The organism is Kitasatospora purpeofusca (genome assembly GCF_034043715.1).
GTDB lineage: Bacteria > Actinomycetota > Actinomycetes > Streptomycetales > Streptomycetaceae > Kitasatospora > Kitasatospora purpeofusca_A.
In genome coordinates, this window is record NZ_JAXCLC010000052.1 from 1 (window position 1) to 21,942 (window position 21,942).

The following is a 21,942-nucleotide window of genomic DNA, read 5'->3' on the forward strand; positions in this document are numbered from 1 at the left end:
CCGGTGCCGGGGGGGGGGGGGCCCCCGCCCCCCCCCCACCGCCGTTTCGCCGTATTGGGAGCGATTCGTGCCGGTCCCCGTGCCCCGGGCGGCCGCCCGGGGCCGCGCCGGCCGCCGCGGTCCCGGGAAAAGGGGCAGGGTCCTCCTCGTACGCGCGGGCGGGGTGCGGCAGGATGTCCGCCATGACGTCCAGCACTCGTGAGGAAGAGGTCCGGGCCGCGCCGGCGGCCGGTCCACAGGCCAACACCGTGGTGGTGCCGGCGGACGAGGACCCGGTCGCGGCCGCCGGCAGCGAGGTGATCGGCGGCCCGCCCGGGCGGCGCGCCCTGCTCGGCGTCTCCTGGTGGATCCCGGCCCGCTTCCTGGCGCTGGTGGTGATCGTGGTCTCGGTGCTGGGCATGGCGCAGAAACTGCCCTGCTACAACGCCGCCTGGTTCCAGCCCGGCTCGCCGCAGTACGTGCACGCCTGCTACAGCGACATCCCGCACCTGTTCTCCGGACGCGGCTTCGCGGCCGGACTGCACCCCTACGTGGACCGGATCCCGGGCACCTCCGGGGATCTGCAGTTCCTGGAGTACCCGGTGCTGACCGGCCTGTTCATGCAGGTCTCGGCCTGGCTGACGCCCGGCGGCGGCGCCCTCCAGGACCAGGAGCGCTGGTTCTGGACCATCAACGCGGGCCTGCTGATGGCCTGCGCCGTGGTCGCCGTGGTCGCGCTCTCCCGCACCCACCGGCGCCGCCCCTGGGACGCCCTGATGTTCGCCCTGGCGCCGGTGCTGCTACTCAACGCCACCGTCAACTGGGACCTGCTGGCGGTCGCGCTGGCCGCCGTCGCGCTCGCCTGGTGGTCCGGTTCGCGACCGCTCTGGGCCGGCGTGTTCATCGGACTCGCCACCGCGGCCAAGCTCTACCCGCTGCTGCTGCTCGGCCCCCTGGTGGTGCTCTGCTGGCGGGCCGGGCGCGGGCGCGACCTACGGGCACTGCTCGGCGGCGCGGCCGGCGCCTGGCTGCTGGTCAACCTGCCGATCATGATGGCGAACCGGCAGGGCTGGTCGACCTTCTACGTCTTCAGCAAGCACCGCACCGAGGACTACGGCTCGCTGTGGCTGATCCTGATGCAGAACCGCGGCGTCGGACTGGCGAACCTCGACACCTTCATCGCCGTCCTGATGGTGCTGAGCTGCGCGGGGATAGCGTGGCTCGGGTTCGCGGCGCCCCGCCGGCCGAGGGTGGTCCAGCTGGCCTTCCTGGTGGTGGCCGCGTTCGTGCTCCTCAACAAGGTGTACTCGCCGCAGTACGTGCTCTGGCTGCTGCCGCTGGCCGTGCTGGCCCGGCCGCGCTGGCGGGACATCCTGGTCTGGCAGGCCTGCGAGGTGCTCTACACCCTGGGCATCTGGTCCCACCTGGGCTTCGTCACCGGCGCCAAGCAGCACGGGATCGGCGAGTCCTGGTACCACTTCGCGATCGTGCTGCACCTGCTCGGCACGCTCTACCTGGTGGGCCTGGTGATCCGGGACATCCTGCTGCCGGACCGCGACCCGGTCCGCTGGGACGGCAGTGACGACCCGTCCGGCGGGGTGCTCGACGGGGCCCCGGACGTGTTCGTGCTCGGCAGCGCCCGCCGGCTGCGCGAGGAGGAGAGCTACGCCGGGTACGCGCCGGCCGGCCCCGAGGCGTGGCTGGAGGAGCCGCCCGCCGCGGAACCGGCCGAGAGGGTCTGACCGGAGCGGCCCCCGCGGGGGCCGCTCCCTATCGGTCGACCACGCGGTCGAAGTGCGTGGTGGTGTGCCGGACCTGGAGGCCCAGCTCGTCGCCGATCGCCGGCGGCCCGCTCTCGCCGTCCAGGAGGAGCAGCGACACCTGCATGTGCGGCGGCTCGGCGAACCAGAGCTGCTTGCCCGCCCAGTGGTACGGCGACTTGGTCTTGTTGACGGTGGCCAGACCGGCCCGGGCGATGCCCTTGGCCCGCGAGGACATGCCCTGGACGTACTTGGGCGCCTCCAGGCCGATGCCGTGCGCGGTGCCGCCGGCGACCACCAGCAGGTGGCCGTCGGCCGGTGCCGGGTGCTGGCGGTAGCCGTAGCGGTCGCCCTTCTTGACCGGGGTCACGTCCAGCACCGTGGCCCTGACCTCCAGCGCGCCGTGGTCGCCCAGCCAGAGCCGGGTGCCGATCCGGGCCCGGAAGACGGTGCCGGGGAAGCGCTGGGTCAGCTGCTCCATGCCCGCCGCGCCGAGGTGGCTGACGAAGACGGTGTGCACCGGGAGCCCGGCGGCCCGGGCGGTCTCCACCCAGTACGCGACCTCGTCGACGGGGCTGGAGCCGTCCGGCCGGTCCATCGGCAGGTGCAGCGCCAGGCCCTCGAAGGCGACCCCGTCCAGCTCGGCGGCGACCGCCGTGAGGTCGGCCGCCGAGACGCCGTGCCGGCGCATGGTGGTCATGCACTCCAGCACGACCCGGGCGCCGCGCAGCGCCCGCAGGGCGTCCAGGTTCGCCACCGTCCGGATCACCCGGGCGTGCGGCAGTGGGAGCGCCTCCTCGCCCACCCGGTAGGGGGTGAGCACCAGCAGCTCGCCGCCGTACCAGTCGGCCGCGTCGGCGGCCTCGTAGGCGGTGCCGACGGCCAGCACGCCGGTGCCGAGGAGGGTCGCCTCCTCGGCCAGGCGGTGGTTGCCCAGTCCGTAGCCGTTGCCCTTCGCCACCGGCACCAGGCCGGGGAACTCGGCCAGGACGGATCGCTGGTGGGTACGCCAGCGTTCGGTGTCGAGATAGAGCGACAGCGTCATCGGGTCATCTCCCAGGGGGTGTTGGGCACGGCGGCCCGGGGGCTCGGCGGGGTGCTGCTCAGCGGCGCGACATGTAGAGGTCGAGGGCCTTGTGCAGCAGCTTGTTGAGCGGGAAGTCCCACTCGCCGAGGTACTCGGCGGCCTGGCCGCCGGTGCCGACCTTGAACTGGATCAGGCCGAACAGGTGGTCGTTCTCGTCCAGGGTGTCGGAGATGCCGCGGAGGTCGTACACGCCGCCGCCCAGCGCGTAGGAGTCGCGCATCATCCGCCACTGGATCGCGTTGGACGGCTTGACCTCGCGCTTGTGGTTGGCCGAGGCGCCGTAGGAGTACCAGACGTGCTCGCCGACGACCAGCATCGTGGTCGCCGCCAGCGGCTCGCCCTCGTGGTAGGCGATGTACAGCCGCATCCGGTTCGGGTCCTCGGCGGTGAGGGCGTTCCACATGCGCTGGAAGTACGACAGCGGGCGCGGGGTGAACTTGTCGCGCTCGGCGGTCACCAGGTAGAGCTGGTGGAAGATCGGCAGCTCGTCGTAGCCGCCCTGGACCACCTCGACGCCGCTCTTCTCGGCCTTCTTGATGTTGCGGCGCCAGAGCTGGTTGAAGCCCTTCTGGATGTCGTCCAGCGAGCGGTTGGCCAGCGGCACCTGGAAGACGTAGCGCGGCTGGACGTCGCCGAAGCCGGCGCCGCCGTCCTCGCCCTGGAGCCAGCCGGCCTTGCGCAGCCGGTCGGCGACCTCGAAGGCGCGCGGCTCGTACCAGTCGGCCTCGATGTCGCGCAGGCGCTTCGCCGTCTTGCCGGCGATGGCCTCCTTGATGGTCGGGGCGTTCCAGCGGCGGATGACCACCGGCGGGCCCATCTTCACCGAGAAGGCGCCCTGGGACTTCAGGTGGGCGAGCATCGGCTGCAGCCAGCGGTCGAGGTCCCGGTCGAACCAGTCGATCACCGGGCCCTCGGGCAGGTAGGCGAGGTAGCGCTTGACCTTGGGCAGCTGGCGGTACAGCACCAGGCCGGCGCCGACGAGCTGGTTGTTCTGGTCGAACCAGCCGATCGACTCGGTGCGCCACTCGGCCTTCACATCGCCCCAGGACGGCACCTGCATGTGGCTGGCCGAGGCGCGGCTCCTGATGAAGGCGAGGTGCTCCTCGCGGGTGATCGTCCTCAGGCGCAGGCTCATGCTCGGTGCTCCTCGTCGGTCGGGCTGCGGTGGGCCCCGTGTTCTCGGGCTGACCCTATCGTCCGGGCTTCCGTCGGCTGTGGGTCCCGTCGGCCGCGGGTCCTGTCCGCGGTGGATCCCGGCTGCTGCGGGCACGGCGACGCCCCCGCGGCGTACCGGTCCGTCGAAGACAGATACGCCGCAGGGGCGCCGGGGGTTCCTCGCGGGGTGGGCCCTAGCCCCACAGGCCGCCGCGGGCGATACCGAGGTAGAAGCCGATGGCCGAGGCGCCGAGCGTGACCATCAGGACGAAGCGTTCGGCCGTGGTGACGGAGATGTACATCCCCACCAGGCCGGTGATGATCCCGAACAGGCCGGTCCACGAGGTCAGCAGATGGAGGTTGTGGAAGAACGAGGTGATGAAGGCGATCGCGCCCAGCACGGCGGTGAGGCCGACCAGGGAGTTCTCGCGCGGGTGCGGGTGGCCGTCGGTGTTCAGGGTGAGGGCCGGCATGCGGTGGACGGTCTGGGCCATGAGTCCCACCTCCTGGCGTGGAGACGAACGAGCAGGAAACCCGTTCCGTCCAGATTGCGGCGGTTGGGTCGGTCTCACAACCCCTATGCGTTTTGTTCGTCCGTCCGGGTGCGGGTAGGGTGGGCCGTCTGCACTGGTGTAGCTGTGCCCTCCGCTGCCCTCTTCCGGGTGAACGGGGACGGGCTGTCCGACCCGGCCGCTACGGTGGCCGAAGTCGTCACTGCACCGGTGTCGACGCTGCACAACCCTCCTGCCACGGAGAGACCGTGGCCGTTGAGTCCAAAGGAGGTGGGTTACTCATGCGTCACTACGAGGTGATGGTCATCCTCGACCCCTCGGTCGAGGAGCGCGCCGTTTCCCCCCTGATCGAGAGCTTCCTGGCTGTCGTCCGCAACGCGGGCGGCAAGGTCGAGAAGGTCGACACCTGGGGTCGCCGCCGTCTGGCCTACGAGATCAACAAGCAGTCCGAGGGCATCTACTCGGTCATCGACCTCCAGGCCACGCCTGAGGTCGTCAAGGAGCTCGACCGCCAGATGGGCCTGAGCGAGTCGGTTCTGCGGACCAAGGTCCTGCGCCCGGACACCCACTGAGCCACCTCTGAGGCCTTCGGGTCTCGGGTAGCTCGCGTCCGCTGTTTCACGTGAAACAGCGGTGAACGGACATCTTCCCGAGAGGTCATCACCACATGGCAGGCGAGACCGTCATCACCCTCGTCGGCAATCTCGTCGACGACCCCGAGCTGCGCTTCACCCCGTCGGGTGCGGCGGTCGCGAAGTTCCGCATCGCGTCCACCCCCCGCACCTTCGACCGTCAGACGAACGAGTGGAAGGACGGCGAGAGCCTCTTCCTCACGTGCAACGTCTGGCGGCAGCCGGCGGAGAACGTGGCCGAGTCGCTGCAGCGCGGCATGCGCGTCATCGTGCAGGGCCGACTGCGCCAGCGGTCTTACGAGACCAAGGAAGGCGAGAAGCGGACGGTCTTCGAGGTCGAGGTCGACGAGGTCGGTCCGAGCCTGCGCTCGGCGACCGCGAAGGTCACCCGGGCCAACCGGTCCGGTGGCCCCGGCGGCGCTCCCGGTGGCAGCGGCTTCGGCGGCGGCCCCCAGGGCGGCGGCCAGTCCGGCGGCAACTGGGGCGGCGGTGGCGGCCAGCAGGGTGGCAGCTGGGGTGGAAACTCCGGCGGCCAGTCCGGCCCCGCCGACGACCCGTGGGCGTCCGGCACTCCCTCTGGTGGAAACCAGAGCGGCGGCAGCTGGGGCGCTCCGTCCGGTGGCGGCTTCTCGGAAGAGCCCCCGTTCTAAGAGCTGACAGATTTCGTGCGGCCAGGGTGCCGGCGTCGTGAGACGCCGGCCCGGTCGTGAACCCAATGGAGCACACAATGGCGAAGCCGCCTGCTCGCAAGCCGAAGAAGAAGGTTTGCGTCTTCTGCAAGGACAAGGTCAACTACGTTGACTACAAGGACACGAACCTGCTGCGGAAGTTCATCTCCGACCGTGGCAAGATCCGTGCCCGCCGGGTCACCGGCAACTGCACCCAGCACCAGCGTGACGTCGCCACGGCCGTGAAGAACAGCCGTGAGATGGCGCTGCTGCCCTACACCAGCACCGCGCGCTAAGAGAGGGTGACCGAATAATGAAGATCATCCTCACTCACGAGGTGCCGGGTCTCGGCTCCGCCGGCGAGGTCGTCGAGGTCAAGGACGGCTACGCCCGCAACTACCTGGTCCCGCGTGGCTACGCCATCCGCTGGACCAAGGGTGGTCAGAAGGACGTCGACGCCATCCGTCGCGCCCGCAAGATCCACCAGATCCAGACCCTCGAGGCCGCCAACGAGGTCAAGGGCAAGCTCGAGGGCGTCCAGGTCAAGCTGGCCGTCCGCTCGGGCGAGGCCGGCCGTCTGTTCGGCTCGGTGACCCAGGCCGACGTCGTCGAGGCCATCAAGGCCGCCGGCGGCCCGGCGGTCGACAAGCGCGCCATCGCGATCGGCTCGCCGATCAAGACCGTGGGCACCCACAAGGTCTCGGTCAAGCTGCACTCGGACGTCCAGGCCAACCTGGACATCGCCGTCGTCGCCGCCTGATCAGCGACAACGCCGTAGCAGTGGCCGCAGGGCCGGTCTTCCCCTCGGGGGAGGCCGGCCCTCGGTCGTTCCCGGGGGCGGGCCCGGCCCGGTGCGGCGCCGGGCCCCCGGCCCTGCGGGGAGCCGGGGGCTCAGCTCCGGACGGCGCCGGTGACCAGCCACTTGCCGCCCCGGGCCCGCTTGGCCAGGAAGCCGGCGCGGACCAGCATGAAGAGGTTGAGCGCCCACCAGAGCCCGGCCAGCCCGGTGCCGCTGGCCGGCACCGCGAGCGCGGCCGGGGCGAACACGACGAGCGTGGCGAGCATCGCCCAGGCCAGGAACCTGCCGTCCCCCGCGCCCATCAGCACCCCGTCCAGGACGTAGACCAGCCCGGAGACCGGCTGGCAGAGCGCGAGCAGCAGCAGGACGGTGTTCAGCTCCTGCTGCACCGCGGGGTCCGGGGTGAACAGCGGGACGTAGAGCGGCCGGGCGACCACGATCAGCACACCCAGCACCGCCCCGGCGCCGATGCCCCACTCGATCATCCGCCGGGTGGCCGCCCGGGCGCCCGGGACGTCCGAGGCACCCAGGTAGCGGCCGATGATGGCCTGGCCGGCTATCGCGATGGAGTCCAGGGCGAAGGCGATGAACAGGAGCACCGTCATCGCGATCTGGTGGGCGGCGATCCGGTCGTCACCGAGCCCGGCGGCCACCGCGGTGGCGATCATCAGGATCGCGCGCAGGCTCAGGGTGCGGACCATCAGCGGCCCGCCGGCCCTGGCGCTCGCGCGTATCCCGGCGGCGTCCGGCCGGAGCGGGGCCCGCTCCCGGCGCGCCCCGCGCACCACCACGAACACATAGGCGGCGGCCATGCCGGTCTGGGCGACCACCGTGCCCCAGGCCGAGCCGGCCACCCCGAGCCCGGCGCCGTAGACCAGGCCGGCGTTCAGCCCGAGGTTGGCGGCGAACCCGGCGACGGCCACGTACAGCGGCGTCCGGGTGTCCTGGAGGCCGCGCAGTACGCCGGTGGCGGCCATCACCATGAGGACGGCCGGGACGCCGAGCGCGCTGATCCGCAGATAGGTCACCGCGTACGGGGCGGCGGTCGCCGAGGCGCCGAGGGCGTCGGCCACCCTGGGGGCGAGCAGCAGGATCAGCGCGACCACGGCGGCGGAGAGCCCCAGTGCCAGCCAGATGCCGTCGATGCCCTGCCGGATCGCGGCCCGGCGGTCCCCGGCGCCGATCCGGCGGGCGACCGAGGCGGTGGTGGCGTAGGCGAGGAAGACGAACACCCCGGTCGCGGTGGTGAGGGCGGCCGAGGCGACGCCGACACCGGCCAGCTGGGCCGTGCCGAGGTGGCCCACGATGGCGGAGTCGGCCATCAGGAAGAGCGGCTCGGCGACCAGGGCGCCGAAGGCGGGGACGGCGAGGGCGAGGATCTCCCGGTCCTGGCGGCGGCGGTCGGCGGTGAGGGTCATGGGGTCCAGGCTACCCATCCACAGGTAAGTGGCGCCAGGGGGATTGGCAACTTACTCGCACGCCTGGGCGACTGGGCCGTCCGCGTCTGTGTCCACCGCCACCCGACTGTGTGTGAAGAATTTCTCATGCACAGGCCCTGGAGGGGGGAATCGCAGGTCAGCGAGTTGACGGTGGATCGATGGTCTGGTTATCCACAGGGCTTTCCACAGGGGCGTCCACAGGTTTGCGGTACTTCTCCACAGCCATCGGGCACTCGTCCACACCCCCTGTGGATAACCGCCTTGGCCGAAAGGCTCCCGGCGCCTTAGCGTGGGCTCTCCGGCCGACACTCCTACCCGCCCCGGCGTCCGATTTGTCGGTGCGGTGGCGTAGAAATGCGATGGCGGGAGTCGGGTTCCGCTCCCTCCCGGCCGCCACCGGCAAGGCCCGCTCCAACTCGCACCACTCGCTGATCGGGGAACACGCGTGACCGGCCCCCAGTACGACGACCACGACGCCCCGCCCCCGCCGGAGGACGACTGGCAGGGTGCCGACGACCCCTTCCCGGTCGGCGCCTTCGCCGACGCCCCCTTCCCGGACGGTCCCGGCGACCGGCTGCCGGTCTCGCGCGCCCGCGCCAACGGCCAGGGCCAGGGCCAGGGACAGAGCCAGGGCGGCGGCTTCCAGAAGGGCGGCAAGGGCGGCTCCGGCGGATCGGGCGGCTTCCAGCGGGACGGCAAGCGGCGCCAGGGCGGCGACGACGAGCGCTCCGGGGACGGCGGCCTGGACGGCTTCGAGCGGGTCCCCCCGCAGGACCTCGCGGCCGAGCAGTCCGTCCTCGGCGGCATGCTGCTGTCCAAGGACGCCATCGCCGACGTGGTCGAGGTGCTCAAGCCCGCCGACTACTACCGCCCCGCGCACGAGCTGGTGCACGGCGCGATCCTCGACCTCTACGCGCGCGGCGAGCCGGCCGACCCCATCACCGTGGCCGGTGAGCTGACCAAGCGCGGCGAGCTCCAGCGGGTCGGCGGCCCCGGCTACCTGCACACCCTGGTCAACTCCGTCCCGACCGCCGCCAACGCCGAGTACTACGCCCAGATCGTGCACGAGCGGGCGGTGCTGCGCCGGCTGGTCGAGGCGGGCACCCGGATCGCGGGCATGGGCTACGCCGCCGAGGGCGACGTCGACGAGATCGTCAACGCGGCCCAGGCGGAGATCTACGCCGTCACCGAGCAGCGCACCAACGAGGACTACGCCCCGCTCGCCGACATCATGGAGGGCGCCCTCGACGAGATCGAGTCGATCGGCTCCCGGAACGGCCAGATGTCCGGCGTCCCGACCGGCTTCGCCGACTTCGACGCGCTCACCAACGGGCTCCACCCCGGCCAGATGATCGTCATCGCGGCCCGTCCCGCGATGGGCAAGTCCACCCTGGCGCTGGACTTCGCCCGGGCCTGCTCGATCCAGCACAAGCTGCCGAGCGTGATCTTCTCGCTCGAAATGGGTCGCAACGAGATCGCCATGCGCCTGCTCTCCGCCGAGGCGCGGGTCGCGCTGCACCACATGCGATCCGGCTCCATGACGGACGACGACTGGACCCGGGTCGCCCGCCGGATGCCGGACGTCAGTGAGGCACCGCTGTTCATCGACGACTCGCCGAACCTGTCGATGATGGAGATCCGCGCCAAGTGCCGCCGGCTCAAGCAGCGCAACGACATCAAGCTGGTCGTCATCGACTACCTCCAGCTGATGCAGTCCGGCGGTTCCCGCCGGGCCGAGAACCGCCAGCAGGAGGTCTCCGACATGTCGCGGAACCTGAAGCTGCTGGCCAAGGAGCTGGAGGTGCCGGTGATCGCGCTGTCCCAGCTGAACCGTGGTCCCGAACAGCGCACCGACAAGCGGCCGATGGTCTCCGACCTGCGTGAGTCCGGCTCGATCGAGCAGGACGCGGACATGGTCATCCTGCTGCACCGCGAGGACGCCTACGAGAAGGAGTCCCCCCGCGCGGGCGAGGCCGACCTCATCGTCGCCAAGCACCGTAACGGCCCGACCGCCACCATCACCGTGGCCTTCCAGGGCCACTACTCGCGCTTCGTCGACATGACCCGCGACTGACCCGCGACCGGCCCGCGGCCGACGCCGACGACCGGCCCGCGAGTGACTGTGAGTGACCGCGGGACCGTTTCGTGGGCGGTCCCGCGACCGGTCCGGACCGTTCTGTCCGGTACGCCCCCGCCCAGGGTTCAGGACCGTCGGAAAACCGTTGCTCCGTACGCGGTCCTTCAGTAGCCTGCGCGAGCACCTGTTCGGTGCTTCGTTCGACAACACCCTTGGGGGGTACGGTGCTCAGTCACCGTCACATCATCGTCGCCGCCGCCGTGGTGACGAGCCTGGCCGTCGGTCCCGGCCTGGCCGTCGCCGCCGGAACCGGTACCGAAGGGGCCCCGGCCCGCCCGGCCGCGGGCGCCGTGCCGGCCAAGCCGGCCAAGTCGCTCGACGACATCGCCTCCGCCGCCTTCGGCACTGTCCGTAGCCCCGCCGAGGCCTCGGTGCGGCAGCAGAGCAAGGCTGCCAAGGCCCAGGGCGCCGCCGCCGCGACGGCCAACGACAGCCTGGCCGTGGACGTGTCCGTCTTCGGCACCAGCGCCTACGGCGTTCAGGCGGTCACCTTGATCAACAGCGACACCGCGCCACTCGACCTGGTGGTCGACTGGGGCGACGGCACCTCGGACCGCTTCAACGGGGTCGGCACCGGTGTGAGCGCGCACGACCACGTCTACGCCAGCCTCGGCCAGTACACGGTCACGGTCACGGTCTCGGACGGCAACGGCGAGGCCACGACCAACGGCGTCACCATGGCCACCGCCGGCACGGAGTTCACCCCCTACGGTCCGACCCGGCTGCTCGACACCCGCGACGGCACCGGCGCCCCGGCGGGCCGGGTCCAGCCCTGGGCCGAGACCCGGGTGAGGGTCGCCGGCAACGCCGGGATCCCGGCGGGGGTGACCGCGGTGGCGCTCAACCTCACCGTCGTCGACCCGACCGGCGGCGCGGGCCACATCATCGCCTACCCCGGTGACGAGACCCGTCCGGAGACCTCGAACGTCAACTACACCCCGGGCCAGACCGTCCCCAACCTGGCGATCGTCCCGGTCGGCGCCGACGGCTACGTCAACCTCTACAACCGCGGCGGCGCGGCCGTCGACCTGCTCGCCGACATCGCGGGCTACTTCACCAGCTCGGAGGCCGCCGGCTACACCGCGGTCGGCCCCACCCGGCTGGTCGACACCCGCGAGGGGCTGGGCGCGAACCGCGGCCAGGTGCCCGGATGGACCTCGTTCCCGGTCCAGACGGCGGGCCGGGCGGACATTCCTTCCGGGGTCCGCGCGGTGGCGCTCAACGTCACGGTGACCGACCCGCAGAGCGACGGCCACCTGACCGTCTACCCCGGCGACCGCCAGGCGCCGAGCGTGTCCAACCTCAACTTCCGCCGCGGGCAGACCATCGCCAACTCGGTGATCGTGCCGGTGGACGCGTCCGGCCGAATCCAGGTGCTCAACGGCGCCCAGGGCGCCTCGGACGTGATCGTGGACGTCGTCGGGTACTACGGGGACGGCGGGAGCGCGTACGTCCCGAGCTCCCCGGCGCGCCTCGCGGACACCCGGAACGTGGCGGGCGGTTCGGTCTCCAGCCAGGGCTACCTCTACATGGGTCTGGGCTTGGAGGCCCCGGAGTTCACCGGTTTCGTGCTCAACAGCACGGTGACCAACACCCGGACCGACGGCCACCTGACGGTCTTCCCGGACCCGAACAGCATCGACCGGTACCGGGACGGCACCTATGTCTGGCCCACCAAGCCGAACGCCTCCACGCTGAACTGGAAGGCCGGCGACACGGTGCCGAACCTGGTCCAGGCGGACCCCGGCGCCAACGGGATCATCGACTTCTGGAACGCCAGCGGCGGCGACACCGATCTGGTCGTCGACCTGTTCGGCTTCTACATGAACCGCTGACCCCCGGCAGACGACCGCACCCCGGGAGCGGCCTCGCGAGGCCGCTCCCGGGCACTTCCCCGCGTATTCCCCCCCCGCCGGACCGGACCGGGTGGGCCCGGGGAGGACGGGTTCCGCGGATGGGCTACTGTCCTCGCCGTGACTCCGCTCCCGTTGTCGCCCACCACTCCGTAGGAATGCCCCCACATGTCCCGAATATCGCGTCTCCGATCCACTGCGTTCGGCAGCCGGCCACTGTCGGAAGCGCTGGGCCGGAAGAACGGGTTCGGTCTGCTGCGGCTCCTGCTCGCGCTCTCGGTGATCTTCGCCCACGCCATGCCGCTCGCGTGCGCCGGGGAAGCATCGGGGCGATCTGGTCGCGCGGGCAGGTGGAGCTGGGAGGTCTGGCGGTGGCCGGCTTCTTCGTGCTCTCCGGTTTCCTGATCACGGGCAGCGGCGTCCGGCTCAGCACGGCACGCTTCGTGTGGAACAGGGCCATCCGGATCCTGCCGGGCCTGTGGGTCTGCCTGCTGGTCACGGCCTTCGTCATCGCGCCGCTCGTGGCCCGTCGGGAACACCTGCTGGACGGCTTCTGGTCGCACCCCCAGGGCCCCTGGCAGTACGTCCTGGCGAACTGGTCGATAGGTACCGCTCAGCCGGGGATCTCCGGACTGCTGACGCACAACGCCGACCAGGGATTCAACGGTTCGCTCTGGTCGCTCGCCTACGAGGTCGTCTGCTACCTGGCGGTCGCGTCCCTCGCCGCCCTGGGCATCCTCCGCCGGGCGCGTTGGGCCGTGCCCGCACTGGTCGTCGCGCTGTACTGCTACATGGTCTACCAGGCGATCGACGGTCCCGGTCTGCGGGGGCCCATCTACATCCACACGTCGCTGCCGGAGTGGCGACTCCCCTTCCTCGGTTCGATCGGCATGGAGAAGCTCGTGCCGCTGGGCCTGCTGTTCGGTCTCGGCGCGGTCGCCGAGCTGTACAAGAAGAAGCTGCCGATGAACGGGGTCGCGGCGCTGCTGTCGTTCGCCCTCCTGGTGGGGAGCGCCCGGTACGGCGGGTTCTACCTGATCGGACTGCCGGCCCTCGCCTACCTGCTGATCTGGCTCGCCTGCTGCATGCCCGGCCCGCTGACGAGGGTCGGCGCCAAGGCCGACCTCTCCTACGGCGTCTACATCTACGCGTTCCCGATCCAGCAGGGCCTGGCCCTCTGGCAGGTGCAGAAGCACGGGTACGCCGTCTACACCGGCGCCTCCGTCGCCCTGGCCCTCGTCGCCGCGGCCCTGTCCTGGTACCTGGTGGAGAAGCCCGCGCTGAAACTCAAGAGCATCGGCCTGCCCCGGAAGGGCGTCGTCGGAGCGGCCGGGCCGCCGCAGCCGGCCCGGGAGCCCGCGACCGCCTTGTCGGCCTGACCCGCCGGTGTGTCGCTCCGTCCGGGCTCCGGAGCGGGGGTGCGGCCGCCCGGACCCCGGGCCGTTGACCGGTGTTCCGGGAACGATGATTTTTAAACGGATGGGCTACTGTCCTTGCCGTGAATCTCATACGACTGCGGGCCCCCGGGCGATCCGGGAAGGCCGAACGCGCTGCGGCGGCCGCCGGCGCCGGTTCCCGCCTCGGCTGGCTGGATGCCCTGCGCGGCATCGCGGCCCTGGTCGTGGCGCTGCACCACTTCGGGATCCTGGAACTGCTGCCCTTCGGCGGGGCGGTCTGGGACCACTTCGACCTGGGACTGTACGGCGTGATGCTGTTCTTCCTGGTGAGCGGCTACATCATCCCCGCCTCGCTGGAACGCCGGGGCGACGTACGGGCGTTCTGGGTGGGCCGGCTGTTCCGGATCTACCCGGCGCTGATCGCCGCCTTCGCGGTGGCGATCCTGATGCTGCCCGAGGGCGACGGGTCGGTGGCGCTCTTCCGCACCGGCCACAACCTCATCTCGCTGGCCGCGAACGCGACGATGCTGCAGGACATGCTGAACGTCGTCAACGGCATGGGCGTGACCTGGACCCTCACCTACGAGATGGTCTTCTACTTCCTGGTCACCGGCCTGTTCACGCTCGGCTGGCACCGGCGCAGCGGCACCATCGCGGTCACCTTCGCCGCGATCGCCCTGGTGTTCGGCGGATCGCTCGCCAGCGCCACGCTCGCCCAGTCCCTGGACGCCACCCGGCACCTGGTGCTGGCGGCGGTGCTGATCGTGGTGATGGGCTTCCTCTGCATGCTCAGCGGCAACCCGGCGCTGGCCCGGATCGGCGGCCTGCTGGTGGCCGGCCTCGCGCTGGTACTGCTGTTCCTCAACAGCCGCGCCCCCGTCTTCGAGACCCTGCTGATCTTCGCCACGATGTTCGCCGGCACCGTGCTGTACCGCGCCGAGCACGGCCAGATCGAACGCTCCCAGGCCTGGCTGTGCTGCGGGTTCGTGGTGGTCTCCGGAGTCGCGATCGGCTGGATGTACAACCGCAACGGTGTCGAGCTGAACACCTGGAACTCGGGCTGGGTCGCCTGGTCGCTGTCCTTCACCGGCGCCTGGGCCACCTTCCTGGCGGCGATGCTGCTGCGCAAGAAGCGGTTCCCGAAGCCGCTGACCTGGCTCGGCTCGGTCAGCTTCTCGCTGTACCTGCTGCACGTGCCGCTGCTGCACACCATCCGCCCGCACCTGGCGAACCCGATGCCAGAGACCGCCGGCGCCAAGACGCTCTGGGCGGTCGAGTACCTGGCGATCTCGCTGGCCGCCGCCTACCTGCTGTACCGGCTGGTGGAGCTGCCGTTCCAGAAGCTGGGGCGCAAGGCGCTGAAGGCGCTGGAGCGGAGGTTCCCCGGTGGCCCTGCGGACGGACCCGCGGATGGGCCGCCGGACGGATCCGCCCGCCCGGCCGCCGTGCCGGCACCGGCGGAGCCGGCGGCCGCCCGGGTGCCCGTCGAGGCGGGTGCCGCCGCGGGCTGACGCGCGTTCCGGACCGCCGTTCCCGCCTGCCGTCCCCGGTGCTTCGCCGGGGACGGGGCGGACCGACGGTTCAGAGCGTGACGGTGGCCCGGAACACGGTGGCACCGGTGCCGGTCAGCCGGATCGCGGTGCCGGTGGCCGGGAGGAAGGCGGACTCGCCGCGGGCCAGCTCCAGCGTGCCGCCGTCGGCCGAGGTCAGCCGGGCCGTGCCCGCCGTGCAGAGCAGGATCTGCGGCGCGTCGCCGAGCAGCGTCCGCTCCCGGCCGTCGAGGGCGAACCGGGAGAGCCGGAACTCGTCGATCGGTACGGGGTACAGCTCCTCGCCCGGCGTCGCGTCCACCGGGACCGGCAGCAGCGGCTCCGGCGTGGTGGCGGCGAACTCGACCACCTTGAGCAGCTCGGGCACGTCGATGTGCTTGGGGGTGAGGCCGGCCCGCAGCACGTTGTCCGAGTTGGCCTGGAGCTCGACGCAGACGCCGTGCAGATACGCGTGCGGGACGCCGGCGCCCAGGTAGAGCGCCTCTCCGGCGCGCAGCAGGACGTGGTTGAGCAGCAGCCCGGCGATCAGCCCCCGGTCGCCGGGGAAGTCCCGGGCGATCCGGACGTACGGCGCGTACGGGCCGGCCGGGTCCTCGGCGGCGGCCTTGCCGACCGCCTCGGCGGTGTCCCGGACCACGGCCCCGGCGGCCGGGCCGTCCAGGCCGAGGGCGGCGGCCAGGGCGCCGCTGAGCGCCTCGGACTCGTCGTCGGCCCGGAGCGCGGCGATCACCGGCTCCAGTGCGGGGACATGGAGACCGGCCAGCAGCGCGGCCGCGTCGGCGGGCCGGCGGAAGCCGCACAGTCCTTCGAAGTCGCCCAGGGCGCAGATGAGTTCGGGCTTGTGGTTGGCGTCCCGGTAGTTCCGGTGCGGGGCGTCCAGCGGAATCCCCAGGGCGTTCTCGGCGGCGAAACCGGCCCGGGCCTGGTCGAGCGAGGGGTGGGCCTGGATGGAGATCGGGATGCCCGGGGTGAGGACCTTGAGCAGGAACGGCAGGGTGGGCCCGAACCGGGCCACCGAGGCGGCCCCCAACTCGCCCTCGGGATCCGCGGCGATCAGCTCGTCCAGCCGGCGCGGCCCCTCGCCCCGGTCGGCCCGGGAGGGGTCGCCGGGGTGGGCGCCCATCCAGAGCTCGGCCTGCGGTTCGCCGGTCGGCTCCTGCCCGAGCAGCTCGGGGAGCGCGGTGACGGATCCCCAGGCGTACGGGCGGACGGTGTTGACGAGCTTGTCCATGGGCGCGGTCCTGCTCCTTTGCTGCGGTGGGCTGGCGGGCCTCGCCGCCGGGCGGCGCCCCGCGGGCGGTGCCGACGGTGGGCATCCGGGCAAAGGCCGGGCATCGACCCTAGCCGACCGGTGCCTCCGCAGGGGAAACGCCGGAGGCCGGTGGGGAGTGCCTCGGGCGGCGGGTCGGTTCGGGAACGCGGTAGTAGGATGCCAGGACCCAGTGTTTTCCACAGTGTCCCCCAGACGGCGGGTGCCGGCCGGGGCTGTGTGTCCTGATGAGTGCGGGCAACGGTGACTGGCACTTCCCGCCACCGGCCGAGAGGTTAGTACGTGACCGTCAACCAGCAGAGTTTTGCTGATCTCGGCCGGGTGCTGGTGATCATCCCCACCTACAACGAGGTGGAGAACGTCGAGCGCATCGTCGGCCGGGTCCGCGCCGCCGTCCCCGAGGTGCACATCCTCGTCGCCGACGACAACAGCCCGGACGGCACCGGTGAGCTCGCCGACAAGCTGGCGGCCGAGGACTCCCACGTGCGCGTGCTGCACCGCAAGGGCAAGGAGGGCCTGGGCGCCGCCTACCTGGCCGGCTTCCGCTGGGGCATCGACGAGGGCTACGACGTGCTCGTCGAGATGGACGCCGACGGGTCCCACCGGCCCGAGGAGCTGGAGCGGCTGCTGACCGCGCTGCGCGGCGCCGACCTGGTGCTCGGCTCGCGCTGGGTGCCCGGCGGCCGGGTGGTGAACTGGCCGAAGTCCCGGCTGCTGCTCTCGCGGGCCGGCTCGACCTACTCGCGGCTGATGCTCGGCGTGCCGATCCGGGACGTCACCGGCGGCTACCGGGCGTTCCGCAAGGAGACCCTGCTGGGCCTGGGCATGGACGAGGTCGCCTCGGCCGGCTACTGCTTCCAGGTCGACCTGGCCTGGCGCACCGTGAAGGCCGGCTTCAAGGTGGCCGAGGTGCCGATCACCTTCGTCGAGCGGGAGCTGGGCGCGTCCAAAATGAGCCGGAACATCGTGGTCGAGGCGCTCTGGCGGGTGACCTCCTGGGGTGTCGCCGACCGCTTCGCCCGGCTGACCGGCGGGAAGCGCTGACGCCGCCGGGCCACCCGGACACGTGAACGGGAAGGCGTGCCCCGCCGGGCGCGCCTTCCGCGTTTTCGGCGTGCGCTGCTCCCATGCTGTAGGGCGCGAGGCCCGGCCGTACCGGGGGCCGCCGTACCCGCCACCACCACGCACCACCACTACACGCCACCACCGCACACCACCGCCGAACACCACCGCCGAGCCGGACCGCGACCGGGGCAGCCGAAGCAGAGGGAGCAACCAGTGACGCCGTCCCCGTCCGATCAGAACACCGCCGAGGCGCCGGTCCGGCCGCTGGAGGTCGCCGTCTTCACCGGCCCCGAGTCGGCTTTCTTCGCCACCTCCACGCTGATCCTCGGCGAGCACACGGCGATCCTGGTCGACGCCCAGCTCACCCGCAGCGCCGGCCGCGAGCTGGCCGAGTGGGTCGCGGGCAAGGGCCGCCGGCTGCTCGCCATCGTGGTCACCCACCACCACCCGGACCACTACTTCGGCGCCGAGGAGGTACTGCGGCTCTTCCCGGACGCCCGGCTGCTGGCCGCGCCGCCGGTGGTGGACGGCATCCTGCGCACCGCCGCCGCGAAGGTCGCCCAGTGGAAGCCGGTGTTCGGGGACGACATCCCGGACCACCCGCTGGTCCCGGCCCCGCTGCTCCCGCAGCCGCTGATGCTGGACCGGCAGGTGATCCCGGTGCTGCTGCTCGGACAGGGTGACTGCGACGGCTCCACCGTGGTGCACGTGCCCAGCATCCGCACCGTGATCGCCGGCGACTTCGTCTACAACGGCACCCACGTCTGGACCGCCGACACCACGCCGGAACGCCGTGCCGAGTGGATCCGCAACCTCGGCCGGATCGCCGAACTCGGCGTGGAGCGGGTGATCGCCGGACACCGCGCGCCCGACCAGGGCGACGACGCGGCCCGGGTGCTCGCCTTCACCGCGGAGTACCTCCAGGACTTCGACCGGCTGCTGGCCGGGCACCCGGACGACGCGGAGGCGCTGGTCGCGGCCGTGAACGAGCGGTACGGGGAGCTGACCCTGCCGGCCGTGCTGGAGCTGAGCGCCGCCGCCAACACCGCCGCTGACACCACCACCGCTGCCAACACCGCCGCAGACACCGCCGCCGAGACGTCGGCAGCCGCTCCGGCCGCCGACGCGGAGGACGCGGAGGCGGACGAGGTGGGCGACGTGGAAGGCGCGGAAGGCACGGACGACGGGGAGGCGCCCGACCGGACCGCCGACTGAGACGGCGGCGGATACTGGCGGCATGACGCCGTACGACGTGATCGTCCCGGCCGGGGGAGCCGCCCGCCGCCTCGGCGGCGCGGACAAGCCGGCCCTGACCGTCGGCGAGACCACCCTGCTGGACCGGGTGCTCGCCGCCTGCGCGGGCGCCGGGACCACCGTGGTGGTCGGCCCGGCCCGCCCCACCACCCGCCCCGGGATCCGCCTGACCCGCGAGCACCCGCCCGGTGGCGGACCGGTGGCCGCCGTCGCGGCCGGGCTCACCGAGGTCACCGCCGAACTGGTGCTGCTGCTCGCCGCCGATCTGCCGTTCCTCGACGAGCGGACCGTCCACCGGCTGGTCGGCGCCCTCGACGGGGCCGGGCCGGACACCGAGGCGGCCGTCCTGGTCGACGCCGCCGGCCGCGACCAGCCGCTCGCCGCCGCCTACCGCACCGCCGCCCTGCGCACCGCGCTGGCCGCCGCCGGCGACCCCGCCGGCCTCCCGCTGCGCCGTCTGACCGGCTCCCTGCGCACCCTGCGGCTGGCCGACACCGATGACGTCACCTACGACTGCGACACCTGGGAGGACCTCGCCCGGGCCCGGGAGCGCGACGGCCGTTAGGAGCCCTCGCCCCGGCCCGCCCCCGGCCCGCACCCGGTCCTCGCTCCGCTCCGCAGCCCGTCCGCACCCGGTCCGCACCCCGGTGTGCGGGAAACGACGCGCGGCGCTCACCGGGCAAACATCCCGGGGAAACCGCCGATCAGGCAGCATGTCCGCATGGAGCGCACGCTGGATGACTGGATCGCCGAGGCCTGTACCGAGCTGGACATCGACCTGGACGTCGACGTCCGGGGTCTGCTCGACCTGGCCCGGGTGGTCGCCCACGGGGTGGACCGGCCCGCCGCCCCGCTGACCACCTTCCTGATCGGGTACGCCGCCGCGTCGCGCGGCGGCGGGCCGGAGGCGGTGGCCGAGGCGTCCCGGCGGGCCGCCGCGCTCGCCGAGCGCTGGGCCGCCGCGGCCACCGACCAGGGGCGGCCGTGAGCGCGGTGGAGGACCTCGCCGTGCTCGACCAGCCGCCGGCCCCGCCCGGCCCGACGGGCTGGGCGGCGGCCCGGGAGACCGCCCGCCGGGCCGGCCGGCCCGGGTCCGCGCCCCCGAGCGTCCCGCTGACCGAGGCGCTCGGCCGCACCCTCGCCGAGCCGCTGACCGCGCTCACCGACCTGCCCGCCTTCGACACCTCGGCGATGGACGGCTGGGCGGTGGCCGGGCCCGGTCCCTGGCGGGTGTCCGGCCGACTGCTGGCCGGGCGCGCCGCGGACGGCCCGCTGGCCGACGGCGCCGCCGTCGAGATCGCCACCGGTGCCCAGCTCCCCCCTGGCGCCACCGCCGTGCTCCGCCGTGAACACGGGGAGCCGGACGGCTCGTTGCTGCGCGAGCGCGTGCCCGGCGCGCTGACCACCGGCCAGGACGTCCGGCCGCGCGGCCAGGAGTGCCGGCGCGGCGAGGAACTGCTCCCGGCCGGGACCGGGATCGGTCCGGCCGTGCTCGGCCTGGCCGCGGCGGGCGGCCACGACCGGCTGGCCGTGCACCGCCGCCCGGTGGTGGACCTGCTGGTGCTCGGGGACGAACTGCTCGGCTCCGGCCTGCCCCGGCCCGGCCTGGTCCGGGACGCGCTCGGCCCGCTGCTGCCGCCGTGGCTGCGGGCGGCCGGCGCGCAGACCGGCGAACCACGCGCCGTCCGCGACGACTTCGGACTGCTCAGGGACGCGCTGCGGCACTCCACCGCCGACGTGGTGGTCACCACCGGAGGGACGGCGGCCGGTCCGGTGGACTTCCTGCACCGCGCACTCGCCGAGGCCGGCGCCCGACTGCTGGTGAACGGGGTCGCCGTCCGCCCCGGCCATCCGATGCTGCTGGCCGAACTGCCCGGTGGGCGCCACCTGGTGGGACTGCCGGGCAATCCACTGGCCGCGGTCGCGGGAGCTGTCACCCTCGCCCTGCCGCTGCTGCACGCGCTGGCCGGGCGCGGCCACGGCGAGCCGGTCCGGGCCGTCGCGGTCGGCGCCCTGCCCGGACATCCGGTGGACACCCGGCTGCTGCCGGTCCGGCGGACCGCCCACGGGGTGGTCCAACTCCCCTACGACGGACCGGCGATGCTGCGCGGGGTCGCGCTGGCGGAGGCGCTCGCCGTGGTGCCGCCGGGCGGTGCGGCGGCCGGCGCCGTGGTCGAACTGCTGGAGGCACCGTGAGCGCGGGCGGAGGACGGGGGTTCGGCCGCTTCTCCGGCCGCATCTCCGGCCGCATCTCCGGCCGGGCCTCGGCCGAGGCGGAGTCCTGGGCGGACGCCGGGATCGTCCTGCCCGCCCGGCGCAGCGCCCCGGCGCTCCGGCAGGTGGGCTTCCGGCTGCTGCTGGCCCTGGCCGTGCTGGTGGCCACCACGCTGATCGTCTGGCTGGACCACGAGGGCTACAACGACAACGCCGGGGGCGGGGTGAGCCTGCTGGACTCGGCCTACTACGCCACGGTGACGCTCTCCACCACGGGCTACGGTGACATCACCCCGTACAGCGACACCGCCCGGCTCACCAATATCTTCGTGATCACTCCGCTGCGGGTGCTGTTCCTGATCATCCTGGTCGGCACCACCCTGGAGGTGCTCACCGAACGCACCCGTCAGCAGTGGCGGTTGAACCGCTGGAGGTCCACCGTGCGCGAGCACACCGTCGTGATCGGCTACGGCACCAAGGGCCGCAGCGCGGTCGACACCCTGCTCCTGCAAGGGGTGCGCAAGGAGGAGATCGTGGTGGTCGACCCGCAGCGCAAGGCGGTCGACCAGGCCGCCCAGCACGGACTGGTGGGCGTGCTCGGTGACGCCACCCGGACCGACACCCTGCTGCGGGCCGGACTCCCCCACGCCGCCCGGGTGGTGGTGGCGCCGGAGCGGGACGACACCGCCGCCCTGATCACCCTGACCGCCCGGCAGCTCACCCGTACGGCGACCGTCGTGGCGGCGGTGCGCGAGGACGAGAACGCCCCGCTGCTGCGGCAGAGCGGCGCCGACGTGGTGGTGACCAGCTCCAGTTCGGCGGGCCGGCTGCTCGGCATGTCGATGCTCAGCCCGCACGCCGGCGCGGTGATGGAGGACCTGCTCACCTACGGCGACGGCCTGGACGTGGTCGAGCGCCCGGTCACCCGGGCCGAGGCCGGGCACAGCCCGCGCGAGTGCGAGGACCTGGTCGTCGCGGTGGTCCGGGGCCGACGCGTGATCAACTACACCGAGCCGGAGGCGCAGACCCTCCAGCTCACGGACCGGGTGATCGTCATCAAGTCGGCCGCCCCGGCGTAGGGTTGCCCGTCCGGCGCGGCCCGGCCGCGGCTCCCGTCCGGCGCGCCCGGCCGCCCGGCGGGCGGGTTGGACGACCCTCCGGCCGCCGGGTC

General features: G+C 72.7%; 18 protein-coding genes and 2 pseudogenes. 15 read left to right on the forward strand and 5 right to left on the reverse strand.

Annotated elements, in window-relative coordinates:
* The first annotated feature begins 182 nt into the window (after window positions 1–182).
* The gene (locus tag SM793_RS24505; RefSeq protein ID WP_320440450.1) at window positions 183–1,721 is read left to right on the forward strand and encodes a glycosyltransferase family 87 protein; all 1,539 of its coding nucleotides are present in this window, start codon (window positions 183–185) and stop codon (window positions 1,719–1,721) included.
* A 28-nt stretch (window positions 1,722–1,749) separates the two neighbouring features.
* Here the strand turns inward: SM793_RS24505 and SM793_RS24510 are convergent, their stop codons facing one another.
* The 3 genes from SM793_RS24510 to SM793_RS24520 form a co-directional block, all read right to left on the reverse strand.
* Window positions 1,750–2,784, reverse strand: coding sequence for an alanine racemase (locus SM793_RS24510; protein ID WP_320440451.1), 1,035 nt, complete (start codon window positions 2,782–2,784; stop codon window positions 1,750–1,752).
* Window positions 2,785–2,842: 58 nt separating this feature from the next.
* Window positions 2,843–3,961 (reverse strand): lipid II:glycine glycyltransferase FemX, encoded by a 1,119-nt coding sequence (locus tag SM793_RS24515; RefSeq protein WP_320440452.1) that lies wholly within the window; start codon window positions 3,959–3,961, stop codon window positions 2,843–2,845.
* Window positions 3,962–4,175: 214 nt separating this feature from the next.
* On the reverse strand, window positions 4,176–4,475 hold the full coding sequence (locus SM793_RS24520) for a hypothetical protein (protein WP_320440453.1): 300 nt from the start codon (window positions 4,473–4,475) through the stop codon (window positions 4,176–4,178).
* A 299-nt stretch (window positions 4,476–4,774) separates the two neighbouring features.
* Between SM793_RS24520 and rpsF the strand changes: the two genes are divergently transcribed.
* The 4 genes from rpsF to rplI all read left to right on the forward strand — a co-directional run bounded on the left by rpsF (window position 4,775) and on the right by rplI (window position 6,553).
* Entirely contained in the window at window positions 4,775–5,065 is a 291-nt protein-coding gene (gene rpsF / locus SM793_RS24525; RefSeq protein ID WP_030304539.1) for a 30S ribosomal protein S6, read from the forward strand.
* 95 nt (window positions 5,066–5,160) lie between these two features.
* The gene (locus tag SM793_RS24530) at window positions 5,161–5,775 is read left to right on the forward strand and encodes a single-stranded DNA-binding protein (protein ID WP_320440454.1); all 615 of its coding nucleotides are present in this window, start codon (window positions 5,161–5,163) and stop codon (window positions 5,773–5,775) included.
* 77 nt (window positions 5,776–5,852) lie between these two features.
* A complete protein-coding gene (rpsR, locus tag SM793_RS24535) occupies window positions 5,853–6,089 on the forward strand; it encodes a 30S ribosomal protein S18 (protein WP_030304537.1) in 237 nt (78 codons plus the stop codon).
* A 17-nt stretch (window positions 6,090–6,106) separates the two neighbouring features.
* Window positions 6,107–6,553, forward strand: a complete 447-nt coding sequence (rplI, locus tag SM793_RS24540) for a 50S ribosomal protein L9 (protein WP_320440455.1) — start codon at window positions 6,107–6,109, stop codon at window positions 6,551–6,553.
* A 131-nt stretch (window positions 6,554–6,684) separates the two neighbouring features.
* On the opposite strand, the gene SM793_RS24545 is transcribed toward rplI, so the two are convergent.
* Window positions 6,685–8,010 carry an MATE family efflux transporter gene (locus tag SM793_RS24545; protein WP_320440456.1) on the reverse strand — a complete coding sequence of 442 codons (1,326 nt, stop codon included), beginning with the start codon at window positions 8,008–8,010 and terminating at the stop codon, window positions 6,685–6,687.
* Window positions 8,011–8,605: 595 nt separating this feature from the next.
* On the opposite strand from SM793_RS24545, the gene dnaB reads away from it, so the two are divergent.
* The 4 genes from dnaB (at window position 8,606) to SM793_RS24565 (ending at window position 14,929) form a co-directional block, all read left to right on the forward strand.
* Complete coding sequence (dnaB, locus tag SM793_RS24550; protein ID WP_320440494.1) at window positions 8,606–10,105, forward strand: replicative DNA helicase; 1,500 nt, start codon at window positions 8,606–8,608, stop codon at window positions 10,103–10,105.
* Between the two features lie 227 nt (window positions 10,106–10,332).
* A complete protein-coding gene (locus SM793_RS24555) occupies window positions 10,333–12,003 on the forward strand; it encodes a PKD domain-containing protein (protein WP_320440457.1) in 1,671 nt (556 codons plus the stop codon).
* Between the two features lie 326 nt (window positions 12,004–12,329).
* On the forward strand, window positions 12,330–13,400 hold the full coding sequence (locus SM793_RS24560) for an acyltransferase (protein ID WP_320440458.1): 1,071 nt from the start codon (window positions 12,330–12,332) through the stop codon (window positions 13,398–13,400).
* Window positions 13,401–13,519: 119 nt separating this feature from the next.
* Window positions 13,520–14,929: an acyltransferase gene (locus SM793_RS24565; protein ID WP_320440459.1), complete on the forward strand. Its 1,410-nt coding sequence runs from the start codon at window positions 13,520–13,522 to the stop codon at window positions 14,927–14,929.
* A 70-nt stretch (window positions 14,930–14,999) separates the two neighbouring features.
* Here the strand turns inward: SM793_RS24565 and manA are convergent, their stop codons facing one another.
* Complete coding sequence (manA, locus tag SM793_RS24570; RefSeq protein ID WP_320440460.1) at window positions 15,000–16,199, reverse strand: mannose-6-phosphate isomerase, class I; 1,200 nt, start codon at window positions 16,197–16,199, stop codon at window positions 15,000–15,002.
* Window positions 16,200–16,520: 321 nt separating this feature from the next.
* Here manA and SM793_RS24575 point away from each other — a divergent pair, with 321 nt between their 5' ends.
* The 6 genes and pseudogenes from SM793_RS24575 (at window position 16,521) to SM793_RS24600 (ending at window position 21,850) form a co-directional block, all read left to right on the forward strand.
* Window positions 16,521–17,282: a polyprenol monophosphomannose synthase gene (locus SM793_RS24575; RefSeq protein WP_030392455.1), complete on the forward strand. Its 762-nt coding sequence runs from the start codon at window positions 16,521–16,523 to the stop codon at window positions 17,280–17,282.
* Between the two features lie 234 nt (window positions 17,283–17,516).
* Window positions 17,517–18,518 (forward strand): MBL fold metallo-hydrolase, encoded by a 1,002-nt coding sequence (locus tag SM793_RS24580; protein WP_320440461.1) that lies wholly within the window; start codon window positions 17,517–17,519, stop codon window positions 18,516–18,518.
* 22 nt (window positions 18,519–18,540) lie between these two features.
* A pseudogene (locus SM793_RS24585) lies at window positions 18,541–19,110 on the forward strand (molybdenum cofactor guanylyltransferase); the annotation flags it as partial.
* Window positions 19,111–19,290: 180 nt separating this feature from the next.
* Window positions 19,291–19,545, forward strand: a pseudogene (locus SM793_RS24590) (DUF6457 domain-containing protein); the annotation flags it as partial.
* A gap of 5 nt (window positions 19,546–19,550) precedes the next feature.
* Window positions 19,551–20,753, forward strand: coding sequence for a molybdopterin molybdotransferase MoeA (locus SM793_RS24595; protein WP_320440495.1), 1,203 nt, complete (start codon window positions 19,551–19,553; stop codon window positions 20,751–20,753).
* Between the two features lie 101 nt (window positions 20,754–20,854).
* Window positions 20,855–21,850, forward strand: coding sequence for an NAD-binding protein (locus SM793_RS24600; protein ID WP_320440496.1), 996 nt, complete (start codon window positions 20,855–20,857; stop codon window positions 21,848–21,850).
* Window positions 21,851–21,942 lie beyond the last annotated feature (92 nt).

Bases quoted from the DNA above. Each gene is read 5' to 3' on its own strand.
- rpsF (WP_030304539.1), top strand. From the start codon at position 4,775: ATGCGTCACTACGAGGTGATGGTCATCCTCGACCCCTCGGTCGAGGAG.
- SM793_RS24545 (WP_320440456.1), bottom strand. From the start codon at position 8,010: ATGACCCTCACCGCCGACCGCCGCCGCCAGGACCGGGAGATCCTCGCC.
- SM793_RS24510 (WP_320440451.1), bottom strand. From the start codon at position 2,784: ATGACGCTGTCGCTCTATCTCGACACCGAACGCTGGCGTACCCACCAG.
- rplI (WP_320440455.1), top strand. From the start codon at position 6,107: ATGAAGATCATCCTCACTCACGAGGTGCCGGGTCTCGGCTCCGCCGGC.
- SM793_RS24530 (WP_320440454.1), top strand. From the start codon at position 5,161: ATGGCAGGCGAGACCGTCATCACCCTCGTCGGCAATCTCGTCGACGAC.
- SM793_RS24505 (WP_320440450.1), top strand. From the start codon at position 183: ATGACGTCCAGCACTCGTGAGGAAGAGGTCCGGGCCGCGCCGGCGGCC.
- SM793_RS24515 (WP_320440452.1), bottom strand. From the start codon at position 3,961: ATGAGCCTGCGCCTGAGGACGATCACCCGCGAGGAGCACCTCGCCTTC.
- SM793_RS24520 (WP_320440453.1), bottom strand. From the start codon at position 4,475: ATGGCCCAGACCGTCCACCGCATGCCGGCCCTCACCCTGAACACCGAC.
- manA (WP_320440460.1), bottom strand. From the start codon at position 16,199: ATGGACAAGCTCGTCAACACCGTCCGCCCGTACGCCTGGGGATCCGTC.
- rpsR (WP_030304537.1), top strand. From the start codon at position 5,853: ATGGCGAAGCCGCCTGCTCGCAAGCCGAAGAAGAAGGTTTGCGTCTTC.